A 15,395-nucleotide genomic window follows, 5' to 3' on the forward strand; every position below is an offset into this window, starting at 1 on the left:
AAAAGGGTTCAAATCTATTTGTATAGATTTGAACCCTTTTAAATCATCTGGCATTTTCTAATTGGTTAATCCGTTCCAATATTCTACGCTTTCGGAATAACATCTGACCTGCTTCGGCGACATCTCCAATGGAGGAGCGATTAATAAACGCTCCAAATATCATCCCGGCAATCGGAATCATTTGAAAGAGCTTTTTCCAGCCAAAATTATCGCGATACGTAGTCACGACTTCACGCCATCCCTGTAATTGTGAAATCATTTGATTGTTCCGGTTTTCTTGCTGAAACGAAGAAAGCTCCTCTAAAATAGCCTTTTTCCCGACAATATCAGAAGACGAAAATTGCAGACATTTTACGATAAATATCCTTTCCGTCTTTTCCTTAGGGTCAAATCCGTAACAAATGGCCATTTCTTGCAATACTTTTAGGGACAATCCTAAAAGGACAGGGACATCAATCGCCAATGTAAACAGCCCGCCAATCCCTGTTGTTGCTCCCTGAATGGTAGCAAATTTTGTTCGTGAATGTTTGATTTCATCTGCAACCTCATCCATCTTACCAAGCGGAACTTGATTTAGGTCCTCTATTCGGAATTCATGCCCAGGTAAAGGTTCTTTCGGGGAAAACTTCTTAAGTATGCTTTCTTCCTTTAGTAAATATTGTCCTCCCGTTTGTATGTAATTTCCTAATTCATCAATCGCCAATCGAATTTTTTCTTGGATGAATTTTGGCGTAATTTTATCCAGCAGTTTAAAGGGCAAACGGCCAATTTTCTCCCAAAACCATAAATCCTTTTGCTCGTTCTCCCAATCCTCAATCTTTTTTAATTCAGACATTAATAAATCAGTCGATTCCACTTAACCAACTCCAATTGTTTTTAAAAAGTGATTTTATTAGTATACGTTTAAAATACAAAGGAGTTTCAAATATTTCGAAACTCCCTGAAGCTGGATAATGAAACTTCTATTTGACAATTGTTATGTTTACACGATCATGATCCCCGACAATTAATGTATCAACAACATTTAAAAACAAACCGTGTTCCACAACACCAGTCATATTTTTTAAAAATGAACTTAATTGTTCTACATTTTCGATTTCCTTCAAGTGCAGGTCGACAATATAATTCCCGCTATCCGTTTTGTAGATTTCATTTTGCTTAACTCTTAATTGAGGATTCAGGTTATGATTTTCTAACGTTCTTAGTACATGAACATAGCCAAAGGGAACGATTTCTACAGGCAAAGGAAAATGCCCGATACTTTGTGATACCTTACTTGAATCAGAAACCCAAATAACCTTATCGGAAATAGAAGCAACCACTTTTTCAAACAGCAGTGCGCCGCCGCCGCCCTTAATTCCATTAAATTTGTGGTCTACTTCATCTACTCCATCGATGGTTACATCAATTCTATTGACCTCATTAATCGATATCAACGGAATTCCTAACTGTTCACATAATGCTGTTGTCGATTTTGAGGTAGAGACACCCTTGATTTTTAACCCATTCTTTACTAGTTCTCCCAACTTCATCAAACTGTAATAAACAGTGGAACCGGTACCCAATCCTACTGTCATTCCTTCTTTGATGTAGTGAACGGCTTCTTCGCCAGCTAATTGTTTTTCCTTCAAATTCATTCCCTCATTTTCAAAAAAATAGCCTGCAATATATTTTGTACATTTCCAGCATTAAATAAAAAAAGTGACGCAAAGTCACTTTATTAAGATAAAGCATTTGTGTTAAGAACATTCATCGCAGCAATAAACCTTATGACCTTTTAAATCCTTCTCTACATAGATGAAATAAGGTTCACCAAAGTCAATCGGAAGTCCACAGTGTATACAGAAAATGGTGTCTTCATAAGGGAGATTGCATTCGTCGTCCAACCTAACACCTCCAAAAGGGTAAATTTGTAGTAGAAGTTGAAAAAGAGGTTGTCCAAAATTTCAATTAAATAATTTAATAGTTTTTATTTTTTATATTATTTTATGCAAAAAAAATAGAAAGGTATTACGCCTTTCATAATTTTTTTGCTATTTATTTTCGGTCTCTGTTTATTTTCGGTTGTTAATAAAGTTTACGACATCTCCAACCGTTTGAAGTGTCTTTGCAACCTTGTCACTAATTTCAATCGCGAATTCATCTTCAATTTCCATTGTCAGATCCACCATATCTAGCGAATCAGCTACGAAATCATCTTTGAAAGATGATTCCAGTTTGATTTCCCCCATATTGACCCCGAGTTGGTCTGCGATAATGGGCTTTAACTTTTCAAATGTCGTCATTGCGGCATCCTCCTATGTATATCATAGTCATCATTATAACAATCAAATTTGGTACGTAAAACATAAATCTATTTCCAATTTATAAATTTGGGCTTTAAATCCTTAATCATATTTATTATGTGGTAATCTAATAGTAATTTACTGATTAGGGGCCAAAACAAATGGATGAACAGGACTGGATAATCTTAAAGGTGCTATACGAAAAAAAGAATATCACGAAAACGGCTGAGAGTTTATATATTTCCCAACCATCCTTAACGAAAAAAATTCAACAAATAGAGAAGGAATATCAAACAGAAATTGTCAAAAGGGGAACAAAAGGTGTTCACTTTACGCCCCAAGGAGAATATTTAGCTCAATGTGCGGATGAAATGCTGAATCGTCTCCAACAGATTAAAGATACGGTATCTAATATGGGTGAAGAGGTAAGCGGTACCTTACGATTAGGAGTTTCTAATTACATTACAAGACACAAGCTGCCACACCTTTTAAAGCTTTTTCGTGAACAGTTTCCAAAAGTAAATTATAAAGTGACAACGGGATGGAGCAGGGATGTGTTTAATCTTGCCTATAATGGGGATGTTCATATTGGAATGGTCCGTGGTGATTATCAGTGGTCCGATTCAAAATTTCTACTCTTTGAAGAAAATCTCTGTGTTGCATCTTTAGAAAAAATTGAAATTCGTGACCTGCCTTCACTACCGAGAATTGAATATGAAACAGATGCATTACTAAAGACCATGATTGATAATTGGTGGAGCGGGCAATTTTCAAAGGCACCTTTTATAGGCATGGAAGTGGATAAAGCAGATACATGCATGGAAATGGTAGTGAACGGTTTGGGATATGGGATACTTCCCAGTGTACTTGTGCAGGATCATCAAAACCTTCATCTGATCATTCTAAAGGATAAAAAAGGAAATCCTATTGTAAGAAGAACGTGGATGTTCTATCATGAGAAATCCCTTGAGACCAAAATAGTGAAAGAATTTGTAGAATTTATAAAAAAATTGGATTTTAAATCTACTATTTAAGAAAGCGTGGGCAAATGCTCAGGCTTTTTTTCTTGGAATCAAACAGGATATGTTGCTATTCCTTTTTTGAATGGATATCGATAATTTATTAGTATTTCAACTGTTTGGAGATTGTTTTTAAAATGAAATGGAAGTGGGGGAGAGTAATTGGAGGGTAATTCAAAGAAATTGATTACATTCTTATTGGGGCACGAAGGGAAAGATTTCGATGCCATCCTAAAGGATGAAATCGAAGGGACCGCAGGGTTTAGTTTTACGAGCTATATCCATAAGGCAAAAATTCATATCCAGGCTGGGAGAATAACGGTCAGCGAACCGAAAACAGGAAAATACTTTAGTCTGCCGCTTTGCGGCATCAAACAAATTTGCGGAGAAACCTGTGGACAGTATGATATAGCATTAACAATAAAATATAACAATGACTATGGCATCTTTATACAAATATTTGAATCTTAAAATGGAAAGGGTGAATTTATGGGCCTTTTATTTCATATTACATTGAATGTTATTTTACCCATATTTGCTCTTATTGGAACTGGAGCTTTCCTTCATAGAAAATTTAAATTTGACATGAATACCTTATCTAAATTAAATTCCTATTTACTTATGCCTGCTGTGAGTTTTTCCAATGTATATCAGAGTAAAATTAGAGGAGATATACTCCTGGATATTCTTAGTTTTCTTATCATTCAAAGTCTTTGTTTAATGATCGCCAGCACAGGAATATCTAAAATCGCGAAATTAGAGAGCAGCCTTTCAGCTACCTTTAAAAACAGTGTAGTCCTTAGCAATTCGGGAAACTTTGGATTACCTGTCAGTCAAGTTGTTTTTCATCAAAATCCTCTTGGATTATCGATACAAGTTGTGGTCTTGATTTTTCAAAATCTACTAACGTATACATATGGATTATTTAATTCTGTTTCAGTTGATAAGGCAAAATTTCATGCGATAAAGGCATTTTTAAAAAATCCAGTCTTCTACGCTTTTTTGTTCGGAGTTTTACTCAAGACGGTTTCAATAAGAATTCCAGAATACATTTGGACTCCTATTAAGAATACTTCAAACGCATTTTTAGCAATCGCACTCATTACACTTGGGGCACAAAGTGCTTTCCTTAAAATAAAAAATGTTTCGCTTCCGTTGGTTCTAAGCCTTTTTGGGCGGTTAATCCTGTCACCTTGTATTGCGTTCATCATTATTTTAACATTAAAGCTGGAGGGGACTACCGCTCAATCCTTATTGATTGCGAGCTCTTTTCCAACTTCAAGAAATAGCTCACTGTTTGCACTGGAATATGGAAATCATCCTGAATATGCAGCACAAACGGTTTTATTATCTACAGTATTTAGTATGATGACAGTAACAACAGTCATTTTTTCTGCTCATATGTTATTTTCTTAAGTGATTAAAAACAAAAAACGAACTCACCATTTGGTGGGTTCGTTTTTTGCGGTGTCTAGTCTTAATTGTTGTCTTTTACAGCCAGCCCAATGATCATCACTATAAGTGTAAGCAACTGGATCATAACCTCAAGGCTTATCCTAGCTCCCCTCCTAACCTAAGTGAGTTTCATTCCTCTGGCTTCTCCATGTAAAAGTTAAGACTTACGTTTCCTATTAACATAGATATTCTTTAAAACAAGTTTTATGACCAGGCATTAGTTGATTAAAAGTTAAAGATAATTGGCATTATCGATAATCTGCTTGATATTTTTTAGCTGAAAAGCTCCGTATATTCTATCTCGGGATGTAAGTTCATGTATAAAATACTGTTGCAATTGGTCTTGATTCGTAATCCGTTTAACGATGCTGTTATCCGACCAATCGTGAACTTCTTTATCATCGTGATTAAAAAACACCAAAGTGTTGATCCATGTTTTAATATCTTGACTTTGTAAATAATTGGATAGGAGGATGGCTGTTTGTTGAATCTGGCAAATGGGGTTATCTAATGTTTTTACGGTTAATTCTCCAGAATCACCTTTGGTAAAGATAAGTGTTTCCTCTTTTTCACGGTCTACTAAATCGGTTAAGAAAGAAAACTTGTGGCTGCCCATTCTATCTAATCCCATGACAATATGGCCGTTCCAGTGTTTGGTCTCTATTAAATAGATACCTGTTGATAAAAGGACAAGGTGATCAATCTGCCTAGTACTTCCATTTCCTTCAGGGATAAAAATATTCGGCATGATAATCATTTCATCTGGCGGAATAATTCTTTTTCGAATTAAATCATTTTTAAAATTTTCTAGTATTTGATGGGTTTTGATTTCCCCGGGGTTTCGATAATTTTTTCGGATCTCTTCATTTTCAATTATCAGCTTTTCTAGTTCACGTTGATAGGATTCAGACAAAAGGAATACTTTTTCATCATAGGTGGCTGCTGCTGTTTCCATAGAAGCTTTCTGTATTTCCTTCATGGCTTCAAGCTCTTCGAAATGGTTGTTTCTCAATTCTTTTTGTTTAGCCTTTTCTTTTTTTACGGTATAACCTAACCAGGCGGCTGATACAGCAAGTAATAGTGTCAAAATAATTAACCAGATCATTGCTTTTCTCCTTTTTCTCCATGAATCGATAAAGTTCATTGAACTTCTTCCATATGTGCTATATTATAACAATTTTTTTGACAATCGACTAAGAAATTGAAATTTAAAAATAAAATGGTAAATTCATACCATACGATTTTTTTTCACTAAGTTTAATCATTTTATTGGAGGTATCCATTTTGGGTGATTTGGGTAAAAAACTTGTTCCATTACCACAGTCGTTTTTTGAACAGCCTACACTTGAGTTGGCAAAGGCATTGCTCGGAAGCCTCCTTGTGAAAGAAACGGATGAGGGGATAGCCGCAGGATATATTGTAGAATCAGAAGCCTACATAGGTCCCGGTGACAGAGCTGCACACAGCTTTAATAACAGGCGGACGGCAAGAACGGAGGTCATGTTTCATCGCTCCGGCCTTGCTTATACTTATTTAATGCATACACATTGCCTTTTCAATGTAGTCAGCGGAGGGGAAGAAAATCCTGAAGCGGTTTTGATACGGGCCCTGGAACCTGTAGAAGGCATCGGGCTGATGAAAACCAGAAGAGGGTTAGATGATTTGACAAAACTGACGGACGGACCTGGAAAACTGACCAAATCATTGGGAATTACCATGGCGGACTATGGACACCAACTGATTCAACCTCCATTATTTGTTGCAGCAGGATTCCGTCCGGAAAGCATATCCGCGGGGAAACGGATTGGAATTGACAACTCTGGCGAAGCAAGGGACTATCCTTGGCGTTTCTGGGTTACCGATAATAAATGTGTTTCGAGACATCAAAAGGCTGAGTATGTGATTACTCAACAAAAATAGGGGGCATTTCTTAGTTGACACAAGCTGTCAATGCCACATTTTTATGGGAAAAGGGGGTTTTTGAATAAGCTGATAGCAGCCCGTTCGAGGTGATATCTTCTTTTTTAACTTCCTTATAAAGTAATTGCACCTGTATTTCTTTTTCTAAAGGAGACACCGAGAGCGAGACTGTTTCTTGGTCAGACCATTTGACCTGGATTGGCTGATTTTTGGCAAAAGAGAAAGAAGGGGAGATGCCGTTTTTATAAAAAGGATGCTCTCTTTCTTTTATACCTCCTGGTTCGTTTAGGCAAATATATAGTGAGAGGTTATCGCAGAATTTTAAGATGTTTAGATGGTACTGCAACTGTTTTTCCTTACTCATTTTTCCTAATATCCCACACGCTTTTAATAGGTGCAGCTGCCTGGTGATTTCGTCCTCTACAAATTTTGTTCCGATGGGATCCTCTTCATATTGAAGAAAAGAGACATAATGTAAACTGCAAAGAAGACTGGCATATTTGCTCATTTTTTCAACTTGATCAATCCCTTTTTTGTAATAGCCAACCTTTAAATCAAGGGGGAAATCTATAAATGAGTGCGGTTTTTGCTTGTTGTTATTCCATAACGGAGCAGCATCTGGTTCGATCCAACCTCGATCATGTTCATAAATTCCGAGAACCACTTCGTCTTTTCTTTCCACGCCATTAAAATAAGAATCCTTCCAATTCTGCGCAATTACACCTGATATTTTGGCATGGTCATGCTGGGTGATCATGATAAAGCTTTGTTCCCGATCGCGAATAATCATTTATCTCATCCTTTCTAAAAAATGCTATGGTACTCTTTAAATTAATATTAGTATATATTCCTCCTATAAATTCTTAAGAGATTAATAAAATATTGAAAATATGTTAATATCAAACTGATTACGTTTATAAAAAATAGAAAGTTTCATGAGATACATAGATGGGGGTACATGATGAATAACCGATTATTTGATTTCGTTAGACAATTTTCTGAAGAGTTAGCTGATTTAGCAAACCGACTTGAAGATCAGTTGTTTGAACAACCCAATTCATCCTTAATTCAGGCTCGTTTATTTTGTGAAGAATTTGTTAAAAAAATGAGCCAATCAGAGGGGTTAGAAAAGATTTATCCTCTAAAGCCGGTAGAGCGCATCAATAAATTATTCCGTGAAGACCTCATACCAGAGGATATTTATACAAAACTGAATACGATTCGAAGAATGGGTAACAAAGCAGCGCATGATGTAAAAGAAGCAGAGTACAAGGATGTGCTGGATGTACACAAGTTACTATTTGAAATAAGCGTTTGGTATATGGAAGTGTATGGCAGTCATGAATTTACTGCACCGGAATATAAGATTCCACTTAAAACCGAAATAAACCTATTAGATGCAAAAAACGTGGATGAATTGATTAAACCCTACATCGACCAGTCGCTGGGGGAACTTAGAGAAGAGTTACAACGTCATCTGGAAGCAATGAAGACGGAAAAAGGAAATAGTGAAACCGGTAAAACCAAAGGGATGGATAAAATAGGAGCCGTAAAAGAACCGCTAAGTGAAGTTAAGAAGAATGAAATAACCGTCTTTAGTACCAATAATTTCGAGAAGACCTATGAAACTACAAAAGCCATAGAGTTTACGCATAAAACGAGCAAGGAAATCGTTTATCTGAACGATAATAATGTTACAAGCATTTTACTCAACCCATTGATGGTTGAACAAAATGAAGCGCTAAAGAGTAAAGGAAAGATTCGAAATAGTACTGCATTAAGACACTTTCCAAAGCACCAAAATAATGGAGAAAACCTCATCCATTATGGTTATCAGTTTCAATTTACTGCAGAAGCTGAATTGGATTCCTTCTTAAAACGCCTCAATGAGCTTTTGGTAAGAGTTTAATCAAGAAAATCCCTTATGCAATGCATAGGGGATTTATTTTTTGAATAGGAAACAAGTGAAAAAGTCCAGCCCTTTGTAGGAGCCGGACTTGTTATGTTTGCTTTAATTCAATTCTAACCTTCTCGCAACTAGAGACAACGCATAATTTACGATAAAGTACATGAATGCCACCAGAAGGAATACCGGTATTACATAGGATCCCTTTTGGGCGTATATGATTTGTCCGTTGTGCAATAAATCCGGCAAGGCGATGACGACAGCTAACGAGGTATCTTTAAGCAGAGAAATAAATTGGCTGACAATAGGAGGGACCATTCTTCTCAGAGCTTGGGGCATGACGATGTAACGTAAGGTCTGGAAGTAGCTTAGCCCTGAAGCACGTCCCGCTTCAATCTGCCCTTTTTCGATAGAATTCAATCCGCTTCGGATGATTTCTGACAGCATGGCTGATTCAAAAACCGTCAATGCGGCGATCGCTGCAGTCGTGATTTCCATCTCAATCCCGATTTCAGGCAAGGCAAAATAGGTGAAAAAGATAATAAGCAGCAAAGGAAGGTTTCGAATCGTCTCAACCAACACAGCGAGTAAAGGAGAAACAACGGGAATCTTCATATACCTTAGAGTCCCGATAAGACCGCCAATAAGGAAGCTGAGCACAATGGAAATGGCAGCCACCTTTAAGGTGATCCCAAAACCATCAAGCAAAAATTTGATATTATCAAGTGAATAGACCTCTTTGAATGGTGCGAGAAAATCCATTTAGGCACCTCCAACATTACTTCTAGCCAGGCGCTTTTCTAAAAATCGAACCCCTATACTTAAGGGAATTGTTAGAATTAAATAAAATAAGGCTACAAAAATATAAGTATCAAAAGTGACGTAAGTCTTTGCCGATATTAAATCCCCCTGATACATTAAATCGCCGCCTGCGACAACAGCTAACAAGGATGAATTTTTTACCAAATTAATAAATTGGTTGCCAAGGGGAGGAATTACGATTTTTATAGCCTGGGGGAGTATAATCCATCTCATGGACTGTCCGTAACTTAAGCCAGTTGAGCGTGCAGCTTCCATTTGTCCCTTGGGTACTGAAAGAATTCCAGCTCGAATGGCTTCGGCGATGAAAGCGGCAGTGTAGATGGTTAAGCCGATGGTTCCTGCTATCATTCCGCCAAAGTGTCCCGCTAAATAGGTGAAAAACACGATAACCAGTACAGGTATATTACGGATAAATTCAATATAAGCCGTCCCCAGCCAGTTTAGAGGTTTAATGGGGGCAATTCTCATGATGGCCAGAAGGGTTCCTAAAATAAAGCTGCACAATAAAGCTATTAAACTAGAAATAAGCGTAATTTTTAAGCCTTCCAAAAAAGAATCTAGATGATTCGTTAGTATCGTGAAATCCAGCAATCGATCTCCTCCTCATAAATCAAGAAGGGAAGGTCCGTTTTAGACAGACGATTCCCTATCCTGACGAGAAACCGGGTTTAAATCATTGTTTTTGGCTGTTTTCATAAAGAAAATCGTTTTTTAAAGCGGATAATCTCCTAAATTAGCATTTTCTTCTTTAAAATTACACTTTATCGATCCATGTAATTTAATTTATCAGCGAATTTTTGAAGGTTTATCAGCAAATCAAACCACTTTATCAGCGGATTTTGAGGATTTATCAGCGAATTATAAAATAGAACACAAATTTAACTAAAGACTCTTAATTTTTAATCCATTTATTCTTAATTTCATCGTACTTTCCAGAATCTTTCAGGCTTTTTAATGCTTTATTTAACGCATCGACAAGCTCTTGGTTGCCTTTTTTAACGGCGATCCCGTACGGCTCTTCGGTAAATGTTCCTCCAACCAATTGGAAGGAGGGATCTTCTTCGACCATACCATAAAGGATGGAATCATCAGTAGTCAGGGCATCACCTTTACCAGCCTTTAAGGCGGTGAAAGCTTCAGCATAGTTTTCGTATTCGAGGACAGTAGTTTCAGGCGCCTTCTCACGAATATTGATCGCAGAGGTTGAGCCTTTTACCGCCAGCACCGTCGTGCCTTTTTTCAAGTCTTGCAAGCCTTGAATTTTGCTGCCTTTTTTTACCAGTAAGGACTGCCCAGCGTCAAAATAAACATCCGTGAAGTCTACTTCTTTTTTACGTTCATCCGTGATGGTCATCGTTGCGACGACCGCATCGACCTTGCCATTATTCAGAAGGCCAACCCTCGTTTTCGAAGTCACTTCAACGTATTCCGGCTTTACATCCTTGCCAAACATTTCTTCTGCAAGTGCTTTAGAAAGATCGATGTCAAATCCTTCGACTTCACCAGTCTTAGGATTTTTCAATCCAAACAAACGTGTGTCATATTTAACGCCAAACACAATTTTTTTATCTTCCTTTATCTTGGCAAGCACATCCTTGCTGGAACCAGTAGAGGCCTTGTCCTTCCCGCAGCCTGCAAGAAAAAGGGCAGCCACAATGGTTACCAACACCAATTTTACAATATGTTTCGTCTTGAACAATTCATTTCCCTCCCATTAATGATTTAAAATACGGCTGAGAAATAGGCGAGCCCGTTCTTCTCGGGGATTCTTATAAAATTCAGCCGGAATTGCTTCTTCCAATATTCGCCCCTCATCCATAAAGACGATTCGATCGGCAACTTCGCGGGCAAAGCCCATTTCATGGGTGACGACGACCATCGTCATGCCTTCCTTTGCGAGGGTTTTCATCACATCCAGGACTTCACCGATCATTTCAGGGTCCAACGCCGAGGTAGGTTCATCGAAAAGCATGATTTGCGGTTTCATGGCGAGGCCGCGGGCAATGGCTACACGCTGCTGCTGGCCGCCGGAAAGCTGGGAAGGATAGGCTTCAGCCTTATCTAAAATCCCGACCTTATTAAGATAATGATTGGCAGTGTCCCTAGCTTCCTTTTCCGTTTGGCCCAATACTTTTTTGGGAGCTAGAGTAATATTTTCAAGTACTGTTTTGTGGGGATATAAATAAAAATGCTGAAAAACCATGCCGATATTCCGCCTCAGCTGATTGATATCTGTTTTTTTATCTCCTACAGATATCCCATTTACGGTGAGTGTCCCATCCGAGATGGATTCTAAATGATTGATGCAACGCAACAAGGTACTTTTGCCGGAACCGGAAGGACCAATGACGACAACAACTTCACCCTGATGGATGGTGAGATTAATATCTTTTAAGACGTGAAAATCCCCATAAAACTTATTTACCCGTTCAAATACAATCATTTATGACCTCCTGTTCTAAAACCTATAAGTGGTGGAAATTCCACTTTGGAAATTTTTAGAATCAATTAGAGTATATTCAGGCCATGTCCGAATCAAAACGGGACCAAATACTCGTTTTACTAGGAGTTTTTTACTAAAATGAAATTTATGTAAGTGAGGATGTAACTGATGTAGGTCTTGAGTAAAGGTGTGCCAAAAATGGCGCACCTTTTCATGAGGGTATAGACATGCAGGCTAAATGCAGGGGTAATTTCAAAAAGTTTAAGGTTAGTCACAAATTCCTAAAAATACATCGGCAATACATTGAACAGCGCAGAAACATTTTAAATCGACTGTAATACAGTCGTGGCTTGCCATGAATCGATCTACTTGGCAGACTCTTCTAAGATCAATACAGCATCTGTCTCCTTTGGACACAAGCTGGACAGGACAAAAACCTCCGTCTTGGCAATTGCCAGGGATCAATACTCGAAGGGTTGCGCAGCAGTTATCAAATACTTCCTCAACACGGAAGAAGATAGATACACATGCTTCGTTTTGACCACTAAAGAATGCATGAAACGGCGAACCATCCGCATTTGATAAAACGAAAACACGAGTGTCGACAGGTTCCTCTTCAGTTGGTGAAACTAATGAACCAAGCGGCTCATTAAAACAACTGGTACACTCCTCACATTCTATAGGACTAACAGCATTATCCTGTATGTCCTTTATGGTCCGAACTACCTCACACACGCAGTGACCATCAAAATCATGGCCATTTCTTTTCCCCATATTGTTTCCTCCTTCATTTTTTTTGAATTATCTCACATTAATAACATACGCTAACTCCAATGGGACGGTTCTCGAGGTTCAACAAGAGAGGCTTGGCCGTAGCTTTAAACTTGACTGGGATAAAAGTTTTGTTTAATCTTAATTATCCCATGCTTCGAAAATGGAATTGAGAGGTGAGGAGTGAATAGGATGAGTGCTAAGGATCAAGTGTCTGTCCGGGACCATAAAGACTATCAAGCAGAAGTAGAGCGTTTAGAGTTTACGAAGGAATATATTCGAACTGTTTTAGACATTTCGAAGGGGAATAAGGAATTTTTCGTTGAAAATATGAAACAATCATTTGCTGAGCTGAATTCTAAGGATAGCAGTACGAGCTATACTGATCTCCTCGCAAATGCCAGTTTTCTTGAATTAGCGGAAAGTGAACTCAAAAGGTTAGAAAGCGTGATTGGCAAACCTTATTTTTCAAGGATTGATTTTACAAGCGATAGTACGAAAAAGGAAGAATCGTTGTACATAGGCAAGGTATCCTTGTTTGACAGAGTGACACAGCAGCCGATAATCGTCGATTGGAGATCGCCGATTGCTAATGTCTACTACGACGGACGGCTGGGTGAAGTGTTTTATGAAGCTTATGGGGAGACACAAACGGGTTATCTGGCATTAAAAAGGCAGTATGAAATCGTCAATGGATTATTAAAAGACATCAGAGACATCGATTTAACAACCCATGATGAACTTTTACAAAAATCCTTGTCAGGCAAAGCAGACAATCGATTAACCGAAATCGTGGCGACCATTCAAAATGAGCAAAATGAAGTGATCAGGGCTTCATTAAAACACCCAATTATCGTGCAAGGGGCCGCTGGAAGCGGGAAAACAACTATCGCACTCCATAGAATATCCTACTTTCTCTATTCCTTAGGTTATCAATTTCCTCCAGAAAAATTAATGATTCTCGCACCAAACCGACTGTTTATTGATTATATATCGGCTGTCCTGCCGGAACTAGGGGTAAATAAGATTAATCAAACAACCTATATTGATTTTATGAGAAGCTGTTTGGGCCAGAAAATAAAATTATTTTCTCCTAATTCCAAATTGATGAAGCTCCTTGAAGATGCCGGAAAAAATAAGTCAATGAAATGGGTTTCAAGCTTAAAGGGTTCGCTCGAATTTAAGGAATTAATCCAAAATTATGTGAATGAATTGGAATTGAATCTTGCCCCAAGCGAGGATTTCATCGTTGAAAAATCCGTTCTGATGAAGGGCAAAAAGCTTAAAACACTATTTTTAAAAGAATATACGTATTTACCAATCTATAAACGGATTGGAAAAATAAAAACATTATTAGAAAGTGATTTAAAAAAGAAAAAATCCATCATGCTCTCAAACCTTAACAAGAAATATGAAGAAACACTTGAGAAATTTGTTTATAGCCGAAAATTGGAAGCGGAAATAAGACAACAAAAAGTGATTAACTTGATGGATAAGAAAGAACAAAGGATAAAAAGGGTGGAGCAGGAGTCAAAGGTAGCCGTCAAAAAATATATGGAATCGTTTATCATGAAAGATATTTTTACTTTGTATAAGGAACTAATGTCTTCTCCCGAACTGATCAACAAGCATTCGACTACACTTACAGAACAAGAATGCCAGCTGCTCAGTAAATATTGTCAGAGGATCTTTGATCGTGGAGCCTACGAACTTGAAGATTTAGCCCCGATCTTTTATATGAAGGCAAAATTGGAAGGAATTGATGAAAAATATAAGATGCGCAGTATTTTCATTGATGAAGCGCAGGATTACAGCTATTTTCAATTTGCTGCATTAAAAGAGGGCTTTGAAACTGACCTGTTTACCATTGTCGGGGACCTGGCTCAAGGAATCCATTCCTATCGGGGAATGAATAGCTGGACACCTGTTCTGAAAGATATTTTTCCAAATGCGAACTATCAAGCTTTACAAAAAAGCTACCGAACAACTGTTGAAATTATGAATTTGGCCAATGATATCCTTCAATTGATTGACCAAGACTTACCGAAGGTCGAACCTGTCATACGGCATGGCGAAAAACCATTTTATAAAACAATTGATCCAGCGAATCCAGTCCAGATAAGGCTGGAGCTCGAACAAAAAATTGGCTTACTCAAGGAGGAAGAGCTTCACTCCATCGCGATTATCGGACGGACCGATCGGGAGTGCCAAAGAATTCACCTGCTTTTTAAAAATAGTCAGCTTCCGATTCAGTTATTAGAAGAAAAGGAAGAAATGAAGAAGGGACATATTGTGATTTTACCTTCTTATTTATCTAAAGGATTGGAGTTTGATTCCGTATTCATTGTATGTCTAGAAGAACCATACTCACATGTTGACCTAGACATCAAATTGCTATACGTGTCGATGACAAGACCGATGCATCGATTGTATTTGTATGGGAATGAACCTTCGGACTTTTTATTAAATAGGGCGGAAGCTTTACATTACGATGCTTAATGTTTGTTTGAAGAATAGCAGGTAACACTGTGCTGGTAGGAGCTCAGTGTTACTTGCTTTTTTTATGCTGCGCTGTATTTTTTTACTGTAAAGCAAAAAATTACAGTTGACAAATTCAACTGTAACGATTAAATTTACAGTATAGAAACTGTAAGGTTTTTTATTACAATTAATAAAATATTGTAAGGAACAACAGGTTTTATCACTTAATTTCCGGGTATATACTCAATATGTAAATAAAATTTGTCCCGCGTGCTTGCCAAAATATTTTAAGG

General features: G+C 37.7%; 17 protein-coding genes. 6 read left to right on the plus strand and 11 right to left on the minus strand.

Annotated features, from left to right (window positions below):
- Positions 1–43 precede the first annotated feature (43 nt).
- From PH210_RS04590 to acpP, 4 genes are all read right to left on the minus strand, one after another.
- Entirely contained in the window at positions 44–835 is a 792-nt protein-coding gene (locus tag PH210_RS04590; protein WP_289983774.1) for an EcsC family protein, read from the minus strand.
- Positions 836–962: 127 nt separating this feature from the next.
- Positions 963–1,631 (minus strand): ribose-5-phosphate isomerase RpiA, encoded by a 669-nt coding sequence (gene rpiA / locus PH210_RS04595; RefSeq protein WP_289983414.1) that lies wholly within the window; start codon positions 1,629–1,631, stop codon positions 963–965.
- A 108-nt stretch (positions 1,632–1,739) separates the two neighbouring features.
- The gene (locus PH210_RS04600; RefSeq protein ID WP_289983416.1) at positions 1,740–1,886 is read right to left on the minus strand and encodes a hypothetical protein; all 147 of its coding nucleotides are present in this window, start codon (positions 1,884–1,886) and stop codon (positions 1,740–1,742) included.
- Between the two features lie 168 nt (positions 1,887–2,054).
- Positions 2,055–2,285, minus strand: a complete 231-nt coding sequence (gene acpP / locus PH210_RS04605) for an acyl carrier protein (protein ID WP_289983418.1) — start codon at positions 2,283–2,285, stop codon at positions 2,055–2,057.
- 161 nt (positions 2,286–2,446) lie between these two features.
- Here acpP and PH210_RS04610 point away from each other — a divergent pair, with 161 nt between their 5' ends.
- The 3 genes from PH210_RS04610 to PH210_RS04620 all read left to right on the plus strand — a co-directional run bounded on the left by PH210_RS04610 (position 2,447) and on the right by PH210_RS04620 (position 4,720).
- Positions 2,447–3,319 (plus strand): LysR family transcriptional regulator, encoded by an 873-nt coding sequence (locus PH210_RS04610; protein WP_289983419.1) that lies wholly within the window; start codon positions 2,447–2,449, stop codon positions 3,317–3,319.
- A gap of 147 nt (positions 3,320–3,466) precedes the next feature.
- Positions 3,467–3,775 (plus strand): hypothetical protein, encoded by a 309-nt coding sequence (locus PH210_RS04615; RefSeq protein ID WP_289983421.1) that lies wholly within the window; start codon positions 3,467–3,469, stop codon positions 3,773–3,775.
- Positions 3,776–3,793: 18 nt separating this feature from the next.
- Entirely contained in the window at positions 3,794–4,720 is a 927-nt protein-coding gene (locus tag PH210_RS04620) for an AEC family transporter (RefSeq protein ID WP_289983422.1), read from the plus strand.
- 271 nt (positions 4,721–4,991) lie between these two features.
- Here PH210_RS04620 and PH210_RS04625 read toward each other — a convergent pair whose 3' ends face one another.
- A complete protein-coding gene (locus PH210_RS04625) occupies positions 4,992–5,864 on the minus strand; it encodes a nuclease-related domain-containing protein (protein ID WP_289983423.1) in 873 nt (290 codons plus the stop codon).
- A gap of 179 nt (positions 5,865–6,043) precedes the next feature.
- Here PH210_RS04625 and PH210_RS04630 point away from each other — a divergent pair, with 179 nt between their 5' ends.
- On the plus strand, positions 6,044–6,679 hold the full coding sequence (locus PH210_RS04630) for a DNA-3-methyladenine glycosylase (protein ID WP_289983424.1): 636 nt from the start codon (positions 6,044–6,046) through the stop codon (positions 6,677–6,679).
- Positions 6,680–6,689: 10 nt separating this feature from the next.
- On the opposite strand, the gene PH210_RS04635 is transcribed toward PH210_RS04630, so the two are convergent.
- Positions 6,690–7,469 carry a DUF3891 family protein gene (locus PH210_RS04635; RefSeq protein WP_289983425.1) on the minus strand — a complete coding sequence of 260 codons (780 nt, stop codon included), beginning with the start codon at positions 7,467–7,469 and terminating at the stop codon, positions 6,690–6,692.
- 171 nt (positions 7,470–7,640) lie between these two features.
- On the opposite strand from PH210_RS04635, the gene PH210_RS04640 reads away from it, so the two are divergent.
- Positions 7,641–8,588, plus strand: a complete 948-nt coding sequence (locus PH210_RS04640) for a DUF4145 domain-containing protein (RefSeq protein ID WP_289983427.1) — start codon at positions 7,641–7,643, stop codon at positions 8,586–8,588.
- Positions 8,589–8,690: 102 nt separating this feature from the next.
- Here PH210_RS04640 and PH210_RS04645 read toward each other — a convergent pair whose 3' ends face one another.
- From PH210_RS04645 to PH210_RS04665, 5 genes are all read right to left on the minus strand, one after another.
- Positions 8,691–9,347, minus strand: a complete 657-nt coding sequence (locus PH210_RS04645) for an amino acid ABC transporter permease (RefSeq protein WP_289983429.1) — start codon at positions 9,345–9,347, stop codon at positions 8,691–8,693.
- Positions 9,348–9,998 (minus strand): amino acid ABC transporter permease, encoded by a 651-nt coding sequence (locus tag PH210_RS04650; RefSeq protein ID WP_289983431.1) that lies wholly within the window; start codon positions 9,996–9,998, stop codon positions 9,348–9,350.
- A 301-nt stretch (positions 9,999–10,299) separates the two neighbouring features.
- On the minus strand, positions 10,300–11,106 hold the full coding sequence (locus PH210_RS04655) for a transporter substrate-binding domain-containing protein (protein ID WP_289983433.1): 807 nt from the start codon (positions 11,104–11,106) through the stop codon (positions 10,300–10,302).
- Positions 11,107–11,121: 15 nt separating this feature from the next.
- Entirely contained in the window at positions 11,122–11,850 is a 729-nt protein-coding gene (locus PH210_RS04660; RefSeq protein WP_289983434.1) for an amino acid ABC transporter ATP-binding protein, read from the minus strand.
- Between the two features lie 267 nt (positions 11,851–12,117).
- Complete coding sequence (locus tag PH210_RS04665; protein WP_289983437.1) at positions 12,118–12,624, minus strand: CotY/CotZ family spore coat protein; 507 nt, start codon at positions 12,622–12,624, stop codon at positions 12,118–12,120.
- A 189-nt stretch (positions 12,625–12,813) separates the two neighbouring features.
- On the opposite strand from PH210_RS04665, the gene helD reads away from it, so the two are divergent.
- Positions 12,814–15,120 (plus strand): RNA polymerase recycling motor HelD, encoded by a 2,307-nt coding sequence (gene helD, locus PH210_RS04670; RefSeq protein ID WP_289983439.1) that lies wholly within the window; start codon positions 12,814–12,816, stop codon positions 15,118–15,120.
- The last annotated feature ends 275 nt before the right edge of the window (positions 15,121–15,395 follow it).

This window comes from Paenibacillus sp. BSR1-1 (genome assembly GCF_030403775.1).
Lineage (GTDB): Bacteria > Bacillota > Bacilli > Bacillales > Cytobacillaceae > Neobacillus.